The organism is Kitasatospora sp. cg17-2 (assembly GCF_054031055.1).
In genome coordinates, this window is record NZ_CM132923.1 from 9,542,233 (window position 1) to 9,564,002 (window position 21,770).

20 protein-coding genes are annotated in these 21,770 nt (G+C 73.8%); 8 read left to right on the forward strand and 12 right to left on the reverse strand.

Going from position 1 to position 21,770, the window contains the following annotated elements:
- The first annotated feature begins 104 nt into the window (after positions 1-104).
- Entirely contained in the window at positions 105-4,133 is a 4,029-nt protein-coding gene (locus ACW14Y_RS39965) for a hypothetical protein (RefSeq protein ID WP_456985283.1), read from the forward strand.
- A gap of 78 nt (positions 4,134-4,211) precedes the next feature.
- Here ACW14Y_RS39965 and ACW14Y_RS39970 read toward each other — a convergent pair whose 3' ends face one another.
- Both ACW14Y_RS39970 and ACW14Y_RS39975 read right to left on the reverse strand, forming a co-directional pair.
- Positions 4,212-4,982, reverse strand: coding sequence for a hypothetical protein (locus ACW14Y_RS39970; protein ID WP_456985284.1), 771 nt, complete (start codon positions 4,980-4,982; stop codon positions 4,212-4,214).
- Positions 4,966-6,240 carry a hypothetical protein gene (locus tag ACW14Y_RS39975; RefSeq protein WP_456985285.1) on the reverse strand — a complete coding sequence of 425 codons (1,275 nt, stop codon included), beginning with the start codon at positions 6,238-6,240 and terminating at the stop codon, positions 4,966-4,968. Before ACW14Y_RS39975 ends, ACW14Y_RS39970 begins: the two co-directional genes overlap by 17 nt.
- Before the next feature lie 178 nt (positions 6,241-6,418).
- Here ACW14Y_RS39975 and ACW14Y_RS39980 point away from each other — a divergent pair, with 178 nt between their 5' ends.
- From ACW14Y_RS39980 to ACW14Y_RS39990, 3 genes are all read left to right on the forward strand, one after another.
- Positions 6,419-7,207 (forward strand): hypothetical protein, encoded by a 789-nt coding sequence (locus ACW14Y_RS39980; RefSeq protein ID WP_380444162.1) that lies wholly within the window; start codon positions 6,419-6,421, stop codon positions 7,205-7,207.
- A 112-nt stretch (positions 7,208-7,319) separates the two neighbouring features.
- Positions 7,320-7,817, forward strand: a complete 498-nt coding sequence (locus ACW14Y_RS39985; RefSeq protein WP_093858332.1) for a phosphoribosyltransferase — start codon at positions 7,320-7,322, stop codon at positions 7,815-7,817.
- Between the two features lie 153 nt (positions 7,818-7,970).
- Positions 7,971-8,624 (forward strand): hypothetical protein, encoded by a 654-nt coding sequence (locus ACW14Y_RS39990; RefSeq protein WP_456985286.1) that lies wholly within the window; start codon positions 7,971-7,973, stop codon positions 8,622-8,624.
- A 121-nt stretch (positions 8,625-8,745) separates the two neighbouring features.
- Here ACW14Y_RS39990 and ACW14Y_RS39995 read toward each other — a convergent pair whose 3' ends face one another.
- The 3 genes from ACW14Y_RS39995 to ACW14Y_RS40005 form a co-directional block, all read right to left on the reverse strand.
- On the reverse strand, positions 8,746-8,961 hold the full coding sequence (locus tag ACW14Y_RS39995) for a DUF6243 family protein (RefSeq protein WP_380306747.1): 216 nt from the start codon (positions 8,959-8,961) through the stop codon (positions 8,746-8,748).
- Positions 8,962-9,374: 413 nt separating this feature from the next.
- Positions 9,375-11,237 (reverse strand): hypothetical protein, encoded by a 1,863-nt coding sequence (locus tag ACW14Y_RS40000; protein ID WP_456985287.1) that lies wholly within the window; start codon positions 11,235-11,237, stop codon positions 9,375-9,377.
- Positions 11,234-11,983, reverse strand: coding sequence for an ABC transporter ATP-binding protein (locus ACW14Y_RS40005; RefSeq protein WP_380393689.1), 750 nt, complete (start codon positions 11,981-11,983; stop codon positions 11,234-11,236). Before ACW14Y_RS40005 ends, ACW14Y_RS40000 begins: the two co-directional genes overlap by 4 nt.
- Before the next feature lie 421 nt (positions 11,984-12,404).
- On the opposite strand from ACW14Y_RS40005, the gene ACW14Y_RS40010 reads away from it, so the two are divergent.
- Both ACW14Y_RS40010 and ACW14Y_RS40015 read left to right on the forward strand, forming a co-directional pair.
- Positions 12,405-13,046: a sigma factor-like helix-turn-helix DNA-binding protein gene (locus ACW14Y_RS40010; protein ID WP_380393687.1), complete on the forward strand. Its 642-nt coding sequence runs from the start codon at positions 12,405-12,407 to the stop codon at positions 13,044-13,046.
- Positions 13,043-13,810 (forward strand): hypothetical protein, encoded by a 768-nt coding sequence (locus tag ACW14Y_RS40015; protein ID WP_380306755.1) that lies wholly within the window; start codon positions 13,043-13,045, stop codon positions 13,808-13,810. The genes ACW14Y_RS40010 and ACW14Y_RS40015 overlap by 4 nt, the downstream gene beginning before the upstream one ends.
- Before the next feature lie 261 nt (positions 13,811-14,071).
- Here ACW14Y_RS40015 and ACW14Y_RS40020 read toward each other — a convergent pair whose 3' ends face one another.
- From ACW14Y_RS40020 to ACW14Y_RS40045, 6 genes are all read right to left on the reverse strand, one after another.
- The gene (locus ACW14Y_RS40020) at positions 14,072-14,407 is read right to left on the reverse strand and encodes a hypothetical protein (protein WP_456985288.1); all 336 of its coding nucleotides are present in this window, start codon (positions 14,405-14,407) and stop codon (positions 14,072-14,074) included.
- Positions 14,408-14,467: 60 nt separating this feature from the next.
- Positions 14,468-15,781, reverse strand: a complete 1,314-nt coding sequence (locus ACW14Y_RS40025) for a sensor histidine kinase (RefSeq protein WP_456985289.1) — start codon at positions 15,779-15,781, stop codon at positions 14,468-14,470.
- A gap of 4 nt (positions 15,782-15,785) precedes the next feature.
- The gene (locus tag ACW14Y_RS40030) at positions 15,786-16,583 is read right to left on the reverse strand and encodes a response regulator transcription factor (protein WP_456985290.1); all 798 of its coding nucleotides are present in this window, start codon (positions 16,581-16,583) and stop codon (positions 15,786-15,788) included.
- 175 nt (positions 16,584-16,758) lie between these two features.
- Positions 16,759-17,193, reverse strand: coding sequence for a DUF6188 family protein (locus ACW14Y_RS40035; RefSeq protein WP_380306761.1), 435 nt, complete (start codon positions 17,191-17,193; stop codon positions 16,759-16,761).
- A 158-nt stretch (positions 17,194-17,351) separates the two neighbouring features.
- Positions 17,352-18,212 (reverse strand): endonuclease/exonuclease/phosphatase family protein, encoded by an 861-nt coding sequence (locus tag ACW14Y_RS40040; protein ID WP_456985291.1) that lies wholly within the window; start codon positions 18,210-18,212, stop codon positions 17,352-17,354.
- A 194-nt stretch (positions 18,213-18,406) separates the two neighbouring features.
- Entirely contained in the window at positions 18,407-19,393 is a 987-nt protein-coding gene (locus ACW14Y_RS40045; RefSeq protein WP_380306793.1) for a D-alanyl-D-alanine carboxypeptidase family protein, read from the reverse strand.
- Between the two features lie 354 nt (positions 19,394-19,747).
- On the opposite strand from ACW14Y_RS40045, the gene ACW14Y_RS40050 reads away from it, so the two are divergent.
- Together ACW14Y_RS40050 and ACW14Y_RS40055 are read left to right on the forward strand one after the other, a co-directional pair.
- Positions 19,748-20,173: a DUF6228 family protein gene (locus tag ACW14Y_RS40050; RefSeq protein WP_456985292.1), complete on the forward strand. Its 426-nt coding sequence runs from the start codon at positions 19,748-19,750 to the stop codon at positions 20,171-20,173.
- A 160-nt stretch (positions 20,174-20,333) separates the two neighbouring features.
- Entirely contained in the window at positions 20,334-21,047 is a 714-nt protein-coding gene (locus ACW14Y_RS40055) for a hypothetical protein (protein ID WP_380393666.1), read from the forward strand.
- Positions 21,048-21,205: 158 nt separating this feature from the next.
- Here the strand turns inward: ACW14Y_RS40055 and ACW14Y_RS40060 are convergent, their stop codons facing one another.
- Positions 21,206-21,676, reverse strand: coding sequence for a PH domain-containing protein (locus ACW14Y_RS40060; protein WP_456985293.1), 471 nt, complete (start codon positions 21,674-21,676; stop codon positions 21,206-21,208).
- Positions 21,677-21,770 lie beyond the last annotated feature (94 nt).

Consider the following 21,770-nt stretch of genomic DNA (forward strand, 5'->3'; position numbering starts at 1 on the left):
AGCGAGCTCCCCGGCCGCCCGCTGTCAGAGGTCATCGTTAGGCTGCCGGAACAGCCGGGTGATCACTGCCCGGCCGCTGGACAGCACGGGGGAGTGGCAGGGGCATGGTCGGGGAGATCGGTGCGCAGGGTTACGTCGCGCGGCTGGAGGACACGGAGGTCGTCTTCCGCAACGAGCGCGGGCGGGTCCTGAAGAAGGTGCCGCCGCCGCTGGCGGGGCATCCCGGGCTGGCGCGGCTGTTCGCGCTCGCGGCCGGTGCCGAGGCGCACCGCCGGGTGTGCGGGCAGGAGGCCGAGCGGCTGGTGCGCGAGGGTGTCGCGGTGCCGGCCCGGGCGGTGCGGCTGCTCTCGGTGGACGCCGCCTGGGCGGAGGCACTGGCGCAGGCCGGCCTCGTCGCCTCCGCCGGGGAGCCGGACGGCGAAGGCGGTCTGCTCGCCCGCCGCTACCGGCACCCCGCCCTGCCCGACGCGGAGCGCGTGCTGCTCACCACCCCCGACGCCGCGCGCCACCGCGACCGGCTGATGGCCCACCAGGGCTGGGAACCGGTCGGCTCCCCGGCGGCGACCGGGCTGCCGGACGACGGAGCGATGCCGTTCCCCGAGTCCGCGCTCGCCGGGCATCCCGCCCGCGAGCAGGAGGTGCTGCGGTACGTCGAACGTCTGGAGGAGGCCACCTCGGCCCGGCGGGTGTGGGTGAAGCGCGACGTCGACGCCGTGCTGAAGGCGATCGCCACCGCCGAGCCGACGCTGTCGCGCAGCTTCCTGGACGGCGTTGTGGACCTGTGCCTGCGCCACGGCGGGGAGCGGGCCGACGCTGCGGCGTGGTTCGCCCGCGCCAGGACGACGGAGCGCACCGCCGGCGAGCACGTCGACCAGGAGTGGCTGGACGCCCGCTACGCCGCCGCGGACGCGGCCGGCGCGCTCACCGACACCGCGCTGCGCGAACGCCTGCGGCAGGTCACCGCGCGCGGCGCCGACCGCGACGCGGCGCGCCGCACATTGACGCTGCTCGGCGACCGCACGCTCCGCGAGGGACCGCGCGCCGGACTCGCCACCGACCTCGTCCGCACCGCCCGCGCCGCCGGCCTCGACCCGGCCCGCGAGCTCGCCCGACTGGCCGGCCGGCTGCTGCCGGCCCGTCACCTGGGGCACCCGGCGGCCCGCGAGTTCTGGGCCGCGCTGCTCGTCGACCCCGCCTGGGAGCTGGTCCTGGCCGAACGTCCGGACCTCGGCCGTGAGGTGGTCGCGGTGGGGCCGCAGCCCGGGATGCCGGAGGCGGACCTGACCGTCGACTACCTGGAGCGGACGGGTGCGCTGGCGCACCTCACCGCCGCCACCGACGCGGGCGGCGCCGCACCCGGCACCGCAGCCGACTGGCTGCGCGCCCTGGTCGTCCTGGCCGACCGCTCGTTCCGCCCGGGGGCCCGGCCGGTCGTGCATCGGCTCGCCGACCTGTTGGCGCCCCGGATCGCGGCCGACGGCGTGCCCGTCGACCTGCCGTACCCGAGCCGGAGGGACCGGCGGGCGGCGGGGAGCTCGGTCCTGCGACTCGGTGTCTTGGACCAGTTGCTGGCCGCGGGCGCGCCGGTGGCCGACCCGCCGCCGCGACTCGCCGACCCGTACCTGCACCGCATCGACACCGCGCCGCGCCCCGCGCTGTCCTCGCTGAGCGCCGACCCGAGGTTCGCCCGCGAGCTGGGGGCGCTGCTGCGGGCCGAGTTCGAGCTGACCAACGGGGGTGACGCGGACAACCTCTGGTACCAGCCGCATGATCCGAAGGGGTGGGCGAAGGTCCCGACCCTGGTGGACAGCGAACCGGGGCGCGCCGCGCTGGCGCGGTGGTGCGACGAGGAACTCGCCGAGCTGCCCGTGCTCGACCTGGACGGGCTGGCGCTGATGCTCGCCCGCTTCCAGCACATCGGAGCCGCCGCCGTTCTGCTCGCCGACCCGGCGCGGGCCCGGCGGCTGGCCGCGGTGGACGTCCCCGCGCTGCTGCTCGACGCCGTTCGGGCGGAGGCCCCGGAACCCGCGCTGGACCGGGCGGGTGCCGAGCTGCTGCTCGGGGCGGTCGAGGCGTGTTCGGTGTTCCGCGACGCTGCCGCCGGCCCGGTGCGCCAACGGATCGGGCGGCTCCTGGAGATCGACGAGGAGCGGGTCGGCCGTGAGTTCACCCGCCTGGTGCAGATCGCCGCGAACTGCCGGGACGGACTGGCCCACCTGGTGCCGCTCCTGACCCCCGAAGCCGCGACGCCCACCCCTCCTGCGGATCCCGCCCCTCCTGGGACCCCCGCCCCTCCGGCCCCCGCCGACCCGGCGCCCGCCCCCGTCGTCCCGGCGCGCGTGCGCGTCGGCCGCCTGCTGCACGAGGCGGCCACCCGCAGCCCCCTCTGGGACGGCGACCTCGACCGTCCCAGCACGATCGTCCCCGGCGTGTCCGCCGCCTTCCCCTACCTGGTCGTCGACTGGCGGACCGAGCTGCTCCGCGGTGACGCCACGAGTCCCGGGCGGCTGCGCGAGTACGCCGACCTGCCGTGCGTGGCGGAGCGCGGGCCGGGCCGCTGGCGCACCGTCACCGTCTCACGCCCGGACCACCGACCCACCCCGCCGGCGGGCCACCTGTTCCGGACGGCGCTGTCGACCGCGCTCGTCCTCCACAGCAGCTTCAACAGCGCGGTGCTGCTGGAGTACGCCCCCGACGGCACCTTCCCCGAGGGCGGCCCCCTGGCCGTCCCCGGCTGCGAGGTCCGCGCCGGTGCCGAGCTCACCGCACAGATCGGCCCCGACCTGCTGCACGCCTACCTGGCGCTGTTCGCGGAGCGCGGCCCGCTGCCCGCCCACCCCGGCACGGTCGAGCGGCTGGCCGAACGGCTGGCCCTGACCCCGGCCGAGGCGGGAGCCCTGCTCGCCGTCCGCACCCACCACCGGGACTACGAGAGCGCCGCCGAGAAGGAGATCGTCCGACGGATCGGGGGCGACGCCGTCCGGGAGTTCCGCACCCGGCTGGTGCCCGCCGAGCCGGAGCGCCTGTGGACGCACGGGCCGGACGTGGACCGCGCGGTGGCCTGGTGGCACGAGCGGTACGGCGCGCCGCCGGTCGACGCGGGTCTGCTCGCCCTGGCCCGGCGCGAGATCCGCTTCCCCACCGGCGAATGGGTACCGACCGGCCCCGGACCGGCCGCCGACCCGGTCCCGCCGGGCCGACGCAGGCGCTGCCGCCGCCCGGAGGCCCTGCTCGCCGCCGCCCTCGCGACGAACGGCGACCCCGACCACGCACCCGCGCCGTACGCCTCGCCGTACGCGATGGCCTGGCTCGCCTACCGCACACCCGCGGGCCACCCGCTGCGCCCCGCACTCGCCACCGCCGCACTGCGCGTCACCGCCGAGTCGGTGGACGCCCGAACGGTGTGGCGGCTCTTCTCCGTCGACCGCCGGACCGCCACCGGCAGGCCGCCGGCCCCACCGGCCGACCTGCCCGGCGTGGAGGTGGTGGACGAACCGGCCACCCACCAGTGGCACGTCCTGGTGCGCCCCGGCCTGTTCACCGGTGCCGACGACCCGACCCTGGACGCGCTCGACGACTACTACGACCGGCTGAAGCCCTCGCAGGCCCGGCCGGCCGGCTCCGGCCTGCCCGCCCTCGCGGACCTGCGCGTCCTGCTGTCCGGCGGCCTGGAGGCGCTCGGCCACCACCTCGCCGCCGACGCCGAACGCCTCCCCGGCTGGGAGCAGGACCCGCGCCGCAGCGCCCCGGACGTCGTCGCCGACTGCGCGGGCGCCCTGGACCTGCCCACGGACGCCGCCGCGCTGTACCTGATGCTGCTCGCCCTTCCCGACCCCACCGACCGTCACGTCCGCCAGTGGACGGGCTGGAGCGCGGCCACGCTGAAGGCCGCCCAGCAGCGGCTGTGCGCCACCGGCCGGGTGGTCACCGCCCGCCGCTCCCGCGCCGGTCGGACCCTCTTCCTCCCCGGCCCCTGGCTGGACCTGAAAGCCCCCCGACTCCCCGTCGAGGCCGCCAAACTCGCCCCCCTCACCCTCACCCCCGAACGCGCGAGCACCGCCCACGCCGTTCTCGTCCCCGCTCATCCCCTCCCCACCCTCTTCACCACCGCCTGGCACACCGCCCATCCCTGACGCCGCCACCGCGTTCCCGGAAACGCGGACGGCCCGTCCACCCCCGGAAACCGCCGGGGGCGGGCGGGTCCCTCGACCTCAGACGGGCGGCAGCAGATCGCCCTCGCTGATCGTGTACGTCAGCAGGGGCTGGACGAAGTCCGTCTCGCGGTTCTCACGGCGCCGCAGCCGGAAGAACTCCTGCCGCTGCTCCTCGTCGGCCGGCACCAGGGGCTCGCCCTGCGGCAGGTACGGGCGCCCGTCACGGAACCGGAGCAGGGTCTTCGACGTCCGGAAGGTCACGCCCAGCCACTGGTTGTCCGCCGTCCGGGCCGGTGCGTCCAGGACGATCCGGTGCCTGAGCCGCCGATTCGACTCGACGGAGAACACGACCGCGCCGTGGTGGTGCAGTGGGACCTCGAACGTCTCGTCACCGGGCTCCTTCGACTCGACGATCAGCTTCCTCGGCGGGTCCGCGTCGGGATGCCGGTAGCAGGAGAAAACGGCGATGAACGTCCCGTCGGCCAGGTCGAGGGCCTGGTCGGAATGGCTGCCCATGGTGGTGCAGGCGTTGGTGTAGCTCTCGACGAGCGCGTTGTTGAAGCCGACCGCGAGCCCCGCACGCTCCTGGATCCGCCGGGCCAGCCGCTCGTGCACCGCCCGGAAGCGCTGCGCCGGGCCGCTGCAACGGGTGGTGGTGCGGACGAGTGGCACGCCGCCCGTCCCGTCGACCAGGGTGAGCGTGGCGCCCTGCCGACCCTTGCCCGTGTCCTCCAGCCGGGCCGACGCGGAGAGTTCCGTGAAGAGGTTCCCGTCGGCGGGCAGGTCGTACGAGCGGACCTGGTCCGGGATGCTACGGGTGGGGCGCAAGGTAGTCTCCGGAGTTCATGCTGAAGCGGAATCCCTCGCCGTAGTCGATGAAGGACGCAGTCCTGTTCTCCTCGGCGTACAGCCGGCGCAGCTCGTCCATGCCGGCCTCCGTGGGCGGCTCCAGCTCCACCGGATCCCCGGCGGTCTTGAGGAACGTGCGGCCGTCCCGGTGCACGGCTTCGGCACTCGAACAGCGCACCACGTACCCGAGGCGGGTCGGGAGCAGCCCGGCGTCCAACGACGAGGGACGGATCTCGTGCGTGTAGAGGCGGTTGGTGGACAGCGGCACGAGGAACACGGAGCCGGGGTGGAGGGTCAGGGTGAACTGCGGCGGCAGCGCCGTCCCGTCGGGCACGGCCGCCGGGTCCTTGAGGTGGAAGCGGAGCCTGGTCAGCCCGCTGACTCCCTTCACACCGAGGTCGAAGGGATCCTGGGCCGGGGGCCGCGACCCGTCGAGCCGGTCGAGCCGATCGAGACCGTCGAGCCGGTCGTAGAAGGTGCAGAAGGCCATGATGCCGTTGACGGGCATGTCCTTGGTCTTGTCGGCATGGGCCGAGATCCGCGCCTTGGACTGCTTGCGCCCCTCCGTGGCGCCGGTGTTGTGGTAGATCTGGGCGAGCACGTGGTTCAGCGGCGCCTGGCCGCGGAACACGGCGGCGGCCTCCCGGTTCAGCTCCTCGACGACGTCCGCGTCGGTCGGACCGAAGCCCTCGGTGGGCCCCGAGAGGTTCGTGGAGCACCGCAGCAGCCGGAAGTGCAGCCCGTCACCGTCCCGCGTGACCGGCGTCAGATAGATCCCGCTGCGGTGGGCCGTCCCGGGCTTGGTGGACTCGGTCAGCGACTGGAACGTGTGCTCCGCGCGGATCCGCCCGAAGTGATCGGCCTCGGGCCCGAAGAACCGCGGGTAGTACACGCCGACACCGTGCACCCGCACGGGCACCCGGCCGAGCCCGACGACACTCCACGACGCGTCGCCGCTCCCGGCCCCGCCCTCGTCCTCGCCGTATCCGTGCGAAAGCTCCCGGACCACGAACACCCGCGCGGCCGCCCGCAGCCGGCTGCCACCGATCGCGCCGATGTCGCCGCACAGGTAGACGGTCCTCCGCGCGACGTCGACCGCACCGGAGGCGAGCTCCTCCGGCGTGACGACCGACCCGGGGAACCGCGCCACCACGTCCTGGCCGTGCACCACCGAGGGCGCGACCAGGACACTGCCCGCACCCTCGATCCGGGCCTCCGCCGACTCCGTCGCGCCCATCAGGAACTCCCGCCCTTCGCAGACATCGGTGAATCGCCCCCACAACCGTCGACCGCCGATGCTCTCACGGGGGGCTGACAGCGGGTGACGCCCTGTCCTGCGGCCGCCGCCGGGGCCCCGCGTGTCGCCCCGTGGCCACAGCCGGGACAATGAGCCTGTGCCCGAGGAACCGAACCCGTTGTCAGACCAGTGGCCGCTCGCGCCGAGCGGGGCGACAGACTGGTTGTTCGAGCTGTGCGGAGACGGCCTGACCGGGTTCATGCCGCCGGCGATGCCGGACGCGGTCTGGGTGCTCAACGCCATGTACGAGCACGAGCGCGGACCGGGCACCGCCACGTACCACGAGTACCGCCAGGCGGCCCTGGCCGAGGGGAGCACCCCGCGCGACATCATCGGGGGCATCGACCTCGACGCCGTCGCCATCACGACGGGGGGCGGCCTGGGCCGCGCGGGGCACCCGGGCCCCGGCTGGCGGCGCCTGCCCTGGGCGGAACTGGCCCGGCGGACCGGCGACCCCGTCGTCGCCGACGGCCTGCGGCCCTCCCACCGCTGTTTTCCCTCGGTCAGGACGAACGGCAGCTGGCCGCTCGGCATCACCCCACCCACCGAGGGGAGCCTGGACCGCGAGACCTGGATCCGGCTGATCGACATCCTCATCACGCACAGCCCCGCAGGCCCGGACACCCGTTGCCTGGCCTACTACAACCCGATGACGCTCGGGGCCGTCGACTTCGACAACCTCCACGTGCGGATGGGGCGGCTCGGCGACGCCGTGAGCCTCTACGACGCGCCCGAGGCCGACCTGACCGACTTCAGCCCCGCCAACCTCTGGGCCGAGGACCGTTCATGGGTCCTGTGCACCGACTACGACCTGTGGGCCACCAAGGTCGCCGGCCCTTCGGTCCTCGTCGAGGCCCTGCTGAACGACACCGGCGTCGAGGCGATCCGGTTGCCCTGGGCGCGCTGAGTACGAACCGCACGGCTTGCCCGCCCTCCGCGCCCGCGCGACGCCGCTTCCGTGGCCCTGCCCGGCGTGCCGGTGTCCGGTGCCGGGCCGAGTGCCGAGGAGACTGGGCGCCGTGACTGATGTGCGAGAGAACCTGACCTATCAGAAGTTCGGCCTGGCGGTGCGTGAGCTTGCGCGGACGATCGCCGACGACGGCTACGAGCCCGACCTCATCCTGAGCATCGCCCGCGGCGGTGTGTTCGTGGCGGGCGGTCTGGCCTACGCGCTGGACTGCAAGAACATCCACCTGGTGAACGTGGAGTTCTACACGGGCGTGGGCACCACCCTGGACATGCCCGTCATGCTGGCGCCCGTCCCCGCGGCGATCGACTTCACCGACAAGAAGGTCCTGATCGCCGACGACGTCGCCGACACCGGCAAGACCCTGAAGCTGGTGCACGACTTCTGCCTCGACCACGTCGCCGAGGTGCGGTCCGCCGTCATCTACGAGAAGTCGCACTCCCTGGTGAAGTGCGAGTACGTGTGGAAGCGCACGGACGACTGGATCAACTTCCCGTGGTCGGTGGAACCGCCGGTCGTCCGGCGCGAGGGCCAGGCACTCGACGCCTGACCGGAGCAGCGCCGCCGAGGCCGCGGGCGATGCCGCGGCCGAGGACGGCCCGGGGTGGCGTTCGGGCCCGACGGTGCGTCGGCGCGGTGTACGGGATTGACCGCCGGAGGTGCCAGGCCCTACTTTGAACGCGTTCAATCTCGTGGAGGGGGCATGGGAATGAGGCGGAACACCGGACCGGTGGCGGCTGCGGCGGGCGGGGGACGGGCCGGGGGCAAGGAACGCGGTCTCGGCTGCGACACCGCGCACGCCCTCACCGTCACCCTGCTCGCTCTCCTGCCCCCGGCCTACGTACTGGTCTTCGAACTCGACGACGGCTACCCCGGCGGGGACCCGGCGATGTACCTCCTGTGCGTCCTGCCCCTCCTGCTCCTCCCGTTCGCCATCGGCGCGCGCGGCTGGGCGGACCACGGCAGGGCGACCCTGCGCTGGTTCCTGCGCGCCGCCGCGCACTACCTGCTCCGCTTCCTGGCGCCGACACTGCTGCTCCTGGAGCTGGCCGAGCTGGCCGTCAGGGCGTCCTACGGCGGCACCTGGAGTTCGAGCGAGTCGACGCTTGCGATGGTCGGCCTCTCCGCCCTGATGATCGGCGGCCCCGTCGTCCTGGCGCTGCTCATGGTGGCCCCGTGGGCCGCCCGCGGCCGCGACGCCCGCTGCGCCCTCGCGGTGCTGGCCAACCTGGTACCGCTCCTCCTGCTGATGGTCGGCGCCATCCCCCTGCTGCTCGTCGTCATCGTCAACGTGGTCTTCACCTGCCGAGTGATGCCGGCGGCCACCTTGCGGCGCCCCGGGCCGGACGACGTGTAGGGGGACCGACGGTTGTTTCCTCTGTCGCGGTACCGCGGCAGGACCTGAGATCGCAGCAGGGCCCGGACCGCGACGTGCGGTCCGGGCCCTGCTGCGTGCCTCCCTGCGGGGTGGCGGTGTGTCAGCTCTGTGCGGTGTCGTCGTCCGCCTGCTCGGGGGCTTCGGCCACGCCCGCCTTCTCGCGCATCTTGCGCACCAGCTCCGCCTTCTGGTCGGCGGCACCCTGACGGTCGAGGTTGCGGTGCGGACCGTTGTTCTGCCGCTCGGCGCGGGACAGCCTCTTGCGCTGGCCGCCGCCCATGCCCACGGGGTTGTTGATGTTCTTGCTCACGGTCACGGGTCTCCGGTCAATAATGTGAAGCGATCTACGGATTCATCGGTGGGAGGCGGGCGGCGACATCGAAGGATGTCAGCAGGGGCCCGTCACGCTCTCACTCGTAAATCGGCGTCTGGAAGAACACGACAAGAACGTTACCCGGTTCCACCGGCCCCGCATACCAACCTTTTCGCCGACCGGCCGTGCAGAGACGGCCGAGTCCCCCACGCTCGTCGACGTGGGGGACCCGACTGCCAGCGTACGCCGCGGCGTCGCACCTCCGTCGGCCGGGACCGACGGGAACGCCGTCCCCGCAGGATCCGGCACCCCGGCAGGATCCGGCACCCCGGCAGGCCCGGTGCCCACGCAGGGCCCGGCCCGCTTGTCGGCAGGCTCCGCGATCGGCCCGCCGAGCCGCGCAGGACGGACGGTCCCTAGGGAGTGCTCGCCCCGGGGCGGACCCTGCTCATCTTCGCCGCCCTGGCCTGCGCCCAGAGCAGCAGCAGCACCGTGACCATCACCGCCATCAGCGCGGCCTTGCCGACCGGCCCGGCCGCCCCGCCGCGCAGTGCCGAGGAGAACATCGGCGTCAGCGCCGCCACGCCCACGGCAGGCCCGGCCGCGTACCAGGCGGCGAACAGCAGCGGGCCCGTCCCGCCGCCGGCGCCCTGGGACGGCGAGAACATCAGGTCCTTGCGCAGCACCCCGCGGCACGCGTTCACCAGCCCCGCCGCGACCAGCGCCGGCGCGGCGGCCGGCGCGAGCCACGCGGCCGGGCCCGTGCCCGTTGCCAGCAGCGCTCCGGTGCAGGCCAGCCCCAGCAGGACCCCGGCCAGCGTCGGAACGATGGCGTGGCGCAGCATCAGGGCGGCGAACGGATACGGCGACCAGGAGGCCCGCCGGACGTCGTCCGTCTCGATCCGGGCCGGCTCCAGCAGCTGCGCGACGGCGAGGTAGCCGAACGTGAGCGCGACGGCGGTGGCCAGCCAGGACAGCCCGCCGGTGGCGCCGTGCGCGAGCACGGCGCAGAGCAGCGCGGGCACCACCAGCACCGTCGCGCGACCCAGCCGGGCGGGGGAGCGGAGCAGGGCGAGGGTGTCCCGCCACGGCACCACCAGCCAGGCCCGTCGGGGCGCGGGCAGCCGGAGCCGGCGCTGCCGGGCGCTGCCGTTGGCGCTGTTCACCGCGAGCCGCGCGCTGCGCAGCTCGACCGTCCGGAGCGCGGCCAGCACCCCGGCGGCGGTCCTGGCGCGCTCCCGCAGCCGGGCCAGCGGGACCGTCGGGGCGGCCCGGTCGGCGAGCACCAGGGCGGCACCGGTCGACACCAGCAGCAGTGCGGCGGCGACCCAGCCGCCCGTCACGGCGGCCGAGGTCGGCGCCAGCGCGGCGATCGCGGCCCAGCCCCACGGCCCCGACCACATTTCGACCAGCTCCAGCCAGCGCACCGGGTGACCGGCGACGGCCAGTGCGCTCTGCGCCGCCAGCGCGATGATCAGCAGCGTCAGATACGGAGTGAGCCGGCGCACCCAGCGGGCGGCGCGGTCGCTGCGCTCGACCAGCAGGGCGGCGCAGGTGGCCAGGAGCGGCACGCAGAGGCCGCCGAGCAGGCACCAGCCGAGCGCGGCGGGCAGGCCGACCCGGACGGTGAGCCCGAGGGCGACCATGCCGCCGACCGCCGCCACCAGGCCGGGGAACGCGGCCACGGCGCAGGACAGCCAGAACCACGGCCGGAGCACCGGGCGGGGTCGGACGGGGTGGATCAGCAGCCAGTCGGTCGCCGCCCGGGGCGGCACCACCGGGCCGCGCCACAGGCCGTCCCGGACCAGCAGAAGGAAGGTGACCAGCCCGATCGCGGTGATGCCGGCGGGCATCGCGGCGAGCAGGTCGCCGCCGTGGCCGGTGTAGTCGGCGCCCATGGAGGCCTGCAGGAACAGGCCGAGGCTGGGTACGCCGCCCCAGATGATCAGGATGAGGATCACGCAGTAGACGGCGAAGCCGACCGACTTGGCGCGGTTGCGCCGGTGGGGGGCGCGCAGGGTGCGGAGCAGGGCGAGGGTCTCGTCGGTCCAGTCGTCGTCCTCCGTCCAGTCGTCGCCGGTCCGGTCGTCGTCGCTCCAGCCGTCGCCGGTCGAGTCGTCGCCCGTCCGGTCGTTGTCGGTCGACCCGTTGTCGGTCGACCCGTCGTCGGTCGAACCGCGGCCCGTCGGGTCGTCGTCCGTGAGGTCGTCGTCCGCCCGTTCGTCGCCCGGTCGGGCTTCGGCGGCGGGGTCGGTCTTCGGGTGAGGGGTGGCGGTCACCGGGCACCCGCCGAGCCCGCGGCGGTCCGGGCCGCGAAGTCCGCCGCCAGTACCTTGCGGGTGGCGCCCTGCTTGAGGATCTTGCCGTCCTCCAGCACCACCACCCGGTCGGCCACGTCCATGGCCAGGTCGGTGTGGTGGGTGACCAGCAGCACCGCGACGCCGTCGGCCAGCTCGGCCTTCAGCAGGTCGGCGAGGTGCCGGCGGGCGTCCGGGTCGAGTCGCTGCTCGGGCTCGTCCAGCAGCAGCAGGTCGCGCGGGCGCACCAGCGCGCAGGCCAGCAGCAGCGCCTGCATCTGTCCGGAGGAGAGGGCCGAGGGCAGTGCGTCGGCCCTCTCCGTGAGCATCCGGCCCTCCAGTACCTGGGAGACCCAGTCGGGCGCGTCGGCGACCCCGTGGGCGACCGCGACCAGCAGCAGGTGCTCGCGGACGGTGAGGTCGGGGTAGCACGCGACGGTGTCGCCGACCACCGCGACCCGGGCCCGGACCCGGGGGTCGTTCTCGTCCATCGGGATGCCGTCGAAGACCACGGTGCCCTTGCTGGGGGCGTCGCGTCCGGCCGCGACCCTGAGCAGGGTCGACTTGCCCGACCCGTTGTGTCCGAGCAGCGCCACGCACTCTCCGGCGGCCAGCGACAGGCTCACGGGGTGCAGCACCTCCCGCTCGCCGTACGAGCGGCTGACGCCGGTCAGCTGCAGCAGGGGCCTGCGGGCTGCGGGACGTGGTTCGGCGGCGTTCTTGGCCATGGGGGAGGGAGCCTCTCAACGGGTTGTCCAGCCACAGTACCGACCCGCCGGGGGCCACCCGGGTGAGGGTGAGGGTGACGGCTGCGGCCCCGCGGCCTGACAACGGCAGCCCCGCAGCCCGACGGCTGTCGCCCGGCGGCCGTGCGGCAGCGGGCCGGGGCCGGCCTCGGCCGAAGCCCGCCGCGCTCGTCGGGGCACGTCGTGGGTGTGGACGACTGTGACCGGGCTTGACCGCACGGTGATCGAATGATCTGGCGAATGCGGATCGGAACGGTCAGGACGCGTGCTCTTCGGACAAGTCCGTTCAACGTCGGTCCGGCCCGCAGATCCTGGGTGCCCGATCGATTGTCTGGTCCCGAGCAGGCCTCGCGGTCCGGACCGACGGTCGGTGCGCACCCCGAGGCGGGAGGACGGAAGCCACATGGTCGGCATCGACGGCGGTGGCCGCGCGGACGCGCACGACGACGCCCCGAGTCCCCAGGTCCACCAGGACCCTCCTGACCAGGCCCGCGAGGCCGAGGTCCGCGGCCTCGCGGCGGACACCTCCCTGCCGAACGACCTGGTCGCCCTGCTGGTGATGCACGGCGAGGCGTACTGGGAGTACGCGCACCTGCACCTCGGCGACGCCGACGCCGCCGACGCGCTGGTCGACGACGTGTTCGCGGACCTCGCCGCCCACTGGAACACGGTGCTCCAGCAGGAGAACGTGGACGAGTTCTGCTGGGGCGTGCTGCGGGCGACGATCGACGACACGCTGCGGCTCCTCGCCCGGCCCTCCGCCTTCACCTGCGCCGCGTTCGCCTTCGCGATGGCCGACGCCCGGGAGGCGTTCCAGGCGCTGGAGAGCGGGATCGGCCTGTTCGCGGCCATCGGCGAACTGCAGGAGCGCCAGCACGACGTGGTCGTGCTGACCTACGTGCTCGGCTACCCGATCGTGACCGCCGCGCGGGTCATGGGGATCACCAGGAGCGGGGTGTACAGCCTGCGCCGCGACGCCCGCCGCCGGCTCGCCTCGGCCCTGGGTCTGGACGAACAGAGCGCCGAGAAGGCGGAGGAGCAATGATCGACATCCAGAACGCCACCGGGGCGCAGTCCGACACCACCCGCGGAGCCTCGGACCCCGGCGGTCCGGCCTGGCTGCCGCTCGCGGAAGTGCGCCTTCCGGAGCCCGTGACCAGGGGCCGGGGCTCCGACTGGCTCGACCGGGCGCCGGCCAGGATCGCCGCGCGCCTGGCGGCCCGCACCGCGGAGCCCCTGGCGCCTTCGGTGGCGGTCCGCCTGGACCGCGGCCGCTTCGAGCTGCTGGCCCTGTGCCACCTCGTGGTGGAGGACGCCCGGGCGCCGGAGTGGATCGCGACGCTCGCGGACACCCCGGCGATCGATCCGCACGGGGCGCTCGTCCTCGGCGCCCTGTGCCACCTGGCCGTGCACGAAGGCGACGACGAGGACGGCGCGAGCCTGCGCCGGACACTGGCGGACGGGCCACGGATGTGGTGGCAGTTGGCTGCAGGGGCCGACTGTCTCCCGGCTGCCCACGCCCTCGCCTGCCTCGCCGCCGGCCGCGGCGACCAGCAGGAGGCCGGACACTGGCGCGACCAGGCCCGCCGACTGGCCGGGCGCCGGGACGCCCGCTCGGCGGTGCTGTCCGCCTTCGAGGGGTTCCGGCCCACCCACGGCCTGTGCGCCGGGGTCCGCGCGGCCCTGGCGGCGCTGCCCACCAGCCGCGACCCGGACTTCGGACGCACACCGGCGATCGATCCCGACCCGCTCGCCGCGGCGCTCCGTCGGCACCGGGCCGGCAGCTGCTGCCGGCCGGTACTGCCGTAGGCCCGTAGGCCCGTAGGCGCGAAGACCCGAAGGCCCGTAGCGCCGTAGCGACCGGGCAGCGACGGGGCGCGCCGCGGTTCGGGGTTCGGACGGTGACGTCCCGGGACGCCCCGGGCAGCATCGTCTGCTCCTGTGGCGTCCGCTCGGTGTCGCCCGGCACGGAGGCCGGGTGCACCGGACGGAAGAACGGGACGGAAATGACCTGCTTGAGAGCACAGGAGGCGGTACCACCGGCCAGTGGTACCGCCTCTCGCTCTTCACCTACGGTTGCTCGGCGAGGTTGTCGACGAGTTGCCAGGCGAGCCGGGTACCGGCCGCTTCGAAGCCATGGCGGAGTTTTTCCAGCGCGGAGTGGATTTCCTGCCATTGCTGATCACCCGCGGGGAAACAGTCCAGGTAGTACGTCGAACGCTCGATGCCCGGCTGCCAGGAGGCATCACCCTTGAGGTCGGACGTCGTGCCGATCTCGATCTCCCAGTCATCGGCAAAGACAACGAACGGATTGTGGTTGAAGGTGTCCAGAGCATCAGCCGTGATTTGAGGCACCTGCTCCTCATCGATCTCGCCGATGATGATGGCCCGAATGAAGAGCTTCACTTGTATTCTTCCGGTTGATCCAGGTGATATCGCCAGCGGCCACTTTGCCGCTTCCTGGGTTCAGGTGTCCCGGTGGTCGGTCGGGGCGGGTGGACGGGCGAGGTCGAGGGTGGCGAGGGCGCCGCCGTCCGGGGCGTTCGTGAAGGTCAGCGCGGCGCCGAGCACCGCGGCGTGGCCGACGGCGATGGTGAGGCCCAGTCCGTGGCCCCGGCCGCGTTCGGCGGCGCCGGTGCGGAAGCGCTGCGGCCCGTCGGCGAGGAGGTCGTCCGGGAAGCCGGGGCCGTGGTCGCGCACCGTGATCCGGGCGCCGGTGACGGTGACCTCGACGGGCGGCGCGCCGTGCCGGTGGGCGTTGGCCACCAGGTTGGTGACGATGCGTTCCACCCGGCGCGGGTCGGTCGGGACGACGGCGGGAGCCTCCAGCCGCAGCCGGGTGCCGCCGCCGGTCTGCTCGGCCTGTCCGGTCTGTTCGGCCTGTCCGGCCTGCGCTGCCGCGTGGGCGACGAGTTCGCCGAGCGGTACCTCGTCGACCCGGGCCCGCTCGGCACCGGCGTCCAGGCGCGAGACCTCCAGCAGGTCCTCGACCAGGACCCGCAGCGTGAGCACCTGCGTGCGGACCAGGTCCGCCGCCTCGTCGTCCTCCGGGAGCAGGCCCGCCGCCGTGACCAGGCCCATCAGGGGAGTGCGCAGCTCGTGGGCGACGTCGGCGGTGAAGCGTTTCTCCGCGGCCAGCCGCGCCTGCAGCGCGCCCGCCATCGCGTCCACCGCCACCGAGATCTCGGTGATCTCGTCGCGGGCCCGCCCCCGCGTGCCGATCCGGGCGTCGAGGTCCCCGTCCGCGATCCGGCGGGCGGTACGGGAACCGCGGCTCAGCCGCCGGTTCGTCCGCTCCGCCACCAGAGCGGCCACGGGCACGACGACCAGCAGCGCGGCGAGTGCCGCCTTGACCATGCTGCGGTCCAGCAGTTGGAGACTGCGCACCTGCGCGCTCATGTCGGTCCGTACGACGATCACCTGGTCGTCGCCGACCGGGGCCGCCGCCCAGAGCCAGTACCAGTTGGGCGCCTTGACGTCGTACCAGAGCGCGTACGCCTCGGGCGTCCGCAGGTCGGCGACCGACTTCGCCAACGGTGCCGGCAGATCGGCCGCGGTCCGCAGGTCCGCGAAGGCCGGGCGGTTGCCCGTGAGCGAGTACTCCTTCTCCGCCGCGGCCAACTGCGCGGCCGCCAGTTCGCGCCCGGCCCGCTCACTGCTCCGGTCCGCCGCCCGGTGGACGAGCACCCCGATCACGGCGGCGACCGCGCAGCAGGCGAGCGCGACCAGGGCCGCGACCTTCCAGCGCAGGGAACGCGGGTCGAACAGTCGGGTGGCCATCCGCTCAGCCCCGCACGAGCTTGTAGCCGAAGCCCCGGACGGTCTCGATCCGGCCCGCCCCGATCTTCTTGCGCAGCCGCACCACGCACAGGTCGACGACCCGGGTGTCGCCCTCCCAGCCGTAGTCCCAGACGTCGCGCAGCAGCCGGCGGCGGTCCAGGACCGCGCCGGGGTTCTCGGCGAAGGCCAGCAGCAGACGCAGTTCGGTGGGCGTCAGCGGGACCGGCCGCCCGTCCAGGCGCACCTCCAGGCCGCGCAGGTCGACGGTGAGGTTGCCGAAGACGAGGAGATCGGGAGAGGCGGGGGCCGTCGGGGGGTCCACGGGCGAGGCCGGTCCGGCGGGGGCGGTCGGCGCGGTGGTCGGCGCGTCCGGATCCCGGTCGTCCTGCGCGGGTTCCGGGGTGGGGGCCCGGTGGAAGGTGGCGCGGCGCAGCAGGGAGCGGATGCGGGCGACGAGGACGGGGATGTCCACCGGCTTGACCACGTAGTCGTCGGCACCGGCCTCCAGTCCGGCCACGACGTCGAGCGCGTCGCCCCGGGCGGACATCATCAGGACGGGGGTCAGGCTCTCCTCGCGGATCCGTCGGCACAGGCTGATGCCGTCGAGCCCCGGGAGCATCACGTCCAGGATCAGCACGTCGTGCGCCCCGGCCCGGAACGCCTCCAGGCCGTCGAGCCCGTCCCCGGTGACATCGACCTCGTAGCCGTACCGTTCCAGGGCCAGCTGCACCGAGCGGCGGATGACCGCGTCGTCCTCGACGAGCAGCACGCCGACCGGGTCGGGCACACGAATGGCGGTCAAGGAGTCTCCGATGTGTTCGCGAGGTGTTCGCCCGGAGAGCCGCACTCGTCCGGGCCCGCGGGTGATCGATCGTAACCGTACGGGCGGCGGGGCTGCGGCCGTCCGGGGTCGGGGTGTGCCGGAGCGGGGTGTGCCGGAGCGGGGTGTGCCGGAGCGGGGTGGTTGTCACCCACGGTCAATGCTCAGCTTTTCTGTCGCCTGCGTGGCCGGGCCAGACCGCGAGCCCCCCGCCCGGTCCTGAGACGATCCGCCAGCCTTCGGGGCCGAGTACTTCCCAGGCCTCGTAGTCCGGGTGCGCACGGCAGTTGAGGTGGCAGCCGTTGTCGAAGACCAGCCGCATCGAGCCCGTCTTGAAGGCCACCGCGGACACGACCGTCGCTCCGAACAGCCCGAGTGCGGCTGCCACGTTCTGCCTCCCCGGGTCGAGGACGACCGACTCGGCGGTTCGCTTGGAGCCTTGGCTGAGTTCGAAGGGGCATCCCAGAGCGATGCGGGCATCCGAGTCGAGCAGGAGGGTCAGTCGGTGGTCGATGCTGATCCTGGTGACGTCCTGGCCGCGGAGGTTCATGATCCAACGGTCATCGTGCTCGGTCAACAATGGTTCACTCATCACCGAAAGATGCACTGCGGAGCACCGAGAGCGCCAGCGGAACGGACCCGTGGCCGTGACCGGGTTCCAGTCACCGTGTTGGGGTGACAACCGTCGCGTTCCGGCACACGGGGCCGAAAGGCGGCGCTTCGGGGCTGCCGGACGGTCGCGCGGACCGGTCAGAGCCGCAGGGACGCCGCGACCGGTAGGTGGTCGCTGCCGGTGGCGGGCAGGGTCCACGCCGCACGCGGCGTGACGCCGGACACCAGGATCTGGTCGATCCGGACCACCGGGAACGCGGCGGGCCAGGTGAAGCCGAAGCCGTCGCCGGCCTCCCGCTGCGCCGACCGCAGCGACCCCGTCAGCCCGCGCAGCGCGGAGTCGTCGACCGAACCGTTGAAGTCCCCCAGGACCACGACCCGTGCGAGCCGCTCCGCCCGGACGGCCTCGGCCAGCCTGGCCGCCGCCTCGTTGCGGCGGGCCGTGGCGAAGCCGGTGGTCGGTTGCACGCGGACGGAGGCGAGGTGCGCCGCGTAGAGCGCCACCGGTCCCTTCGGCGTCCGGACCGTGGCGCGCAGCGCCCTGGTCCAGGGCATGATCTCTACCGGTTCCACCTCCTCCAAGGGGAATTTGCTCCACACCCCGACACCTCCCAGCACCTGGGAGTAGGGGTAGGCGGCCGCCAGTTCGCGGCGGAAGGTCTCCTGCGCCCGGCTCGCCAGCTCCTCCACCGCCAGGACGTCGGCGCCCGAGGCCGCCAGCGCGCGGGCCGTGCGGGCCGGATCGGCGTTCTGCTCGTTCACGTTGTGGCTCACCACCGTGAAGTCCCCGCCGCCGGACCTCTTGTCGAGGAGAGCGGGCCCGAACAGGACGGTCCACACCAGGGCGGGGACCAGCACGGCGACCGTCGCCAGGACCGAACGGCGCGCCGCCGCGCAGCACAGCAGCAGGAGGACGCCCAGCCCCGACCACGGCAGCACCGTCTGGCAGAGGCTGCCGAGGTTGCCGACGACGTTCGGCAGGTGGGAGCTCAGGACCATCGGAGCGGTACAGAGCAGCGCGGCCGCGGCGACCGGCCAGCCGCGCGGCCCATACCGCCCGCGCCGTCCTGCGCCTCGCCGCCCCGCGCCGCGGTGGGTCGGACGGTGCGGGGCCGGGGGCGGTACAGGAGGCTGGGCAGCGGGCTGGACAGCGGGCTGGACAGGGGGCGGCGTGACCGCGCCCGGGGCCGCGGTCACGCCCACTCCCGGCGACCGACGTCGAGGGTCGTCAGGACCTGCGGCAGCCTGTTCCGCAACGCGTCGACGAGCCGCCCGCTGTTCTCCAACGCCGCCCTCATGCCCTCGGTGGGCGTCGTACCGGCGCGCTGGCCCAGCACCACGCCGAGCACGAGCCGCTGTCCCGTCCCGGGCCCGTCCTCCGGAACCTCCAGGGCCCACATCAGGTTGCCGCCCGCCGGTGTGCTGGAACCGGTCTTCAGCCCCACCACCCCGGGACGGTCGAGCAGCGTGTTGGTGTTGCGCAACGGCGCCTCGCGGCCCGGCAGGGTGGTGCTGCGCAGGGCCACGGTGGCACGCAGCGCCGGGTCCTTCATCGCCTCGCGGGCCAGCACCAGCTGGTCGGCGGCCGTGGAGACGGTCGTGGGTTCGATCCCGCTGGCCCCGGTGTAGGTCGTCGCGAGCATCCCCAGCCGGGCCGCCTCCGTGTTCATCCGCTTCACGAACGCCTCCTCGCTCCCCGCGTCCCAACGGGCCAGCAGCCGGGCCACGTTGTTCGCGGACGGGAGCAGCATCACCTCCAGCAGCTTGCGCTGGGTCAGCCGCTGGCCCGCGACCACGGGAGCCGTCGACTCGCTCGTCGACGCCGCCTCGGCCGCCGCCTGCGCGTCCACCGTGATCGTCGGGCCGTCCTCGCCGTCCCGGAGCGGGTGGTCCCGCAGAACGACGTACGCCGTCATCACCTTGGTGACGCTCGCGATCGGCACCGGCTGCTGCGGCCCGTTCACCCCCAGGACGCCGACCTTCGTCACGGCGACGGCCGACTGCCCCTCCTCCGGCCACGGCAGAGCGAGATCGACGACGGGCGCAGGAGCCGGCAGAGTCGGCGTTCCCTCGACCCGGACGCCTCCTTTCCCGGCGCCGCCGACCGCGGCCCCCTCGGGCAGGTTCGCCGCCACACCACCGCCGGCGCCAGCGACCAGCACCGCGGCCAGCAGCCACATCACCCTGCGGCGCGGGACCGGGCGCCGGCCCGGCACGGTACGGGGATCGTCGTTCTCGTAGTTCGTCACGGCGGACACGGCAACTGCCTCCCGAAGCAGAGGAACAAGAAGCCCCGGTGCACGGACCGCGACCCGGGGTGTGTCCACAGCCTCCGGGACGCCTGCTTCGAGCCGGTCGTCACCCGACTTCCGCAAGCACGCGATCGTGTATCAACCACGTACCACCGGCGACGGGGGACGCGGGGAGCGGAGCGCCAGGTCGTGCGACCGGCCGCGAGCGCTGGTCGGACGAATGCTCTGTGCTGCCCGGGAACGACGGCGGTGTCGGGGCGGGGTGTCCGTATCCTTCGTCGGGTGAGTCTGATCGAGAGGGATCCGGAACAGGTCGAGCTCGTCGTTCGGGGGGCGGGGGCGGCCTCGGTCCGGCTGTTCGACCTGTCCCGGGCGGAGTACGAGGTCGCGTTCTGTGTGGAGGCCGTCGACGACGGTGTGCGGGCACGGCTCGAGGACGTGACGGTGACCGTCTGGGACGACATGGGCGGGTTCTTCGACGGCCTTGCGCGCGACTTCCGTGGCTGGGAGGGCGAGCGGGTCTGGGTCAACAATCACCTGGTCGTGACGGCGACGTTCGGCTCCGGTGGCCATGTGTATCTGGGCTGGACCCTGCGGTCCGGGTTCTTCCCCGGCGACTGGAGCTGCACCGTGACGACCGTCATCGACGCCGGTGAAGGGATGACGGTGCTGGCCGCGGACGTGCGGGAATTCCTGCGCGAGCAGTAGGCGGGCGATGGCCGGTCCGTCCCGGGCGCCGGCTCGGTCGACGGCTTGCCGTTCGGCCGGGCGAGGGTGTCGACGGGTCGGCGCCGGTCCCCGACGGCAGTGCCACCCGGGTTCCCTCGATCCGCGACGCCTGGGGCGCCACGGGCTCTAGCCTGACGCTGTGACAAGTCGAAAGCGAACCTCCCGTACCGGCACGGCTGCCCTGGCGGCCGCCGGCCTCGTTCTCCTCGCCGGCTGCGGGGGCGGTGGCAGCAGTAGTGACAGCAGCAGTGACAGCAAGGCGAAGCAGGTCGGCTGGTACCGCACGGTCGGTGACCTCTGCGCGGTGGTGGGGGATCCCGGTCTGCCGGGGGAGTTGAGGGACTCGATACCGGTCACGACCGACGGGATCGCGAGCGATCCGTCCAAGACGCTCGGTTGCAGCTACGACGGCGGTCCGGCGACGGAGGACTGGCGGGTGAGCATCGATGCGACGGTCTTCGAGGCGGCCCGCGGCTGCCACTGGCTGGAGGTCTCGGCGGAGAGCGCCAGGTCGCCGATCGGCGGGCCCAAGCCGACCGAGAGCCGGAAGTTCGAGAGGACCGACGGCGGTGGGCTGGGCCAGGAGGGGTACCAGGTGTCGGTCCGGCACCCGCTCACCGACAGCATTCCCGGGCCGGTCGACCAGCTGAGGTTCACGTCGGCCTTCTGCGACGGGAATCTGCGTCTGACGGTCGAGGTCGACTACGGTGCGGGCTCGGGCATGTCCGCCGACTACCCGGGTGCGCTCGACAAGGCGGAGGAGGCGTCGCGGAAGAAGGCCGCCGAACTGCTCAAGCGGGCGCGGGAGAAGCTGTACGAGCGTGCGATGAGCCCGCAGCCGACGGGTTTGTGACAGGCAGGCGCCCGGGGCCGGCGGCGCCCCGGGCCGGCGTCCGCCTCCGGGCTGCGGCCCTCGCCCCCGAGAACGCCCCGGAGAACGCCCCGGAGAACGACATCCCCCGCCTGTCACCCGGCCTGGTCCGACCACGCCCCGGGGGGGCCGGCCCCTGTTCAGCCGCCGTCGCCGCGGCGCTCGGCCAGCAGCGCGTTCAGCCGCTCCACCTCACGGTCCACCAGGACGTGCTTGTCGTCGACGTAGGGAAGGTGGACCTTGCGGCCGTCGGGACGGAACGCGTAGGTGAGGAACGCCGGTGCGCCCTTGGCGTGCGCGTTCGGGTTGGGGGCCTTGCCGAACCGCGCGATCTCGGCCCAGCGCAGCCGGCGGCGGCGCACGATCCCGCGGACGGTGATCCCCTCGGCGGTGACCAGCGTGCCGGCCCGGAAGACGCCGACGACCACCAGCAGGCAGAAGCCGATCACCAGCAGCGAGCCGATCGCCTTGGTGGACGGCGCGAACTCCTTGTCCTTCCAGATCGGCAGCATCGCCCCGAAGGACAGCAGCAGGATGGTGAACGCGAGTCCCCCGACCCGGTTCGTCGCCACCCGGTACTCGTGCGGAACTCTCAGTTGCCCGTCGCTCATCCGGCCCGCCCCTCGATCGGTCTCACCGGTCCGCCGTCCTCGTCGACGACCGGTCGGATTCGCAGTGTAGGGGCGGGAGTTGTTCATCGACAGG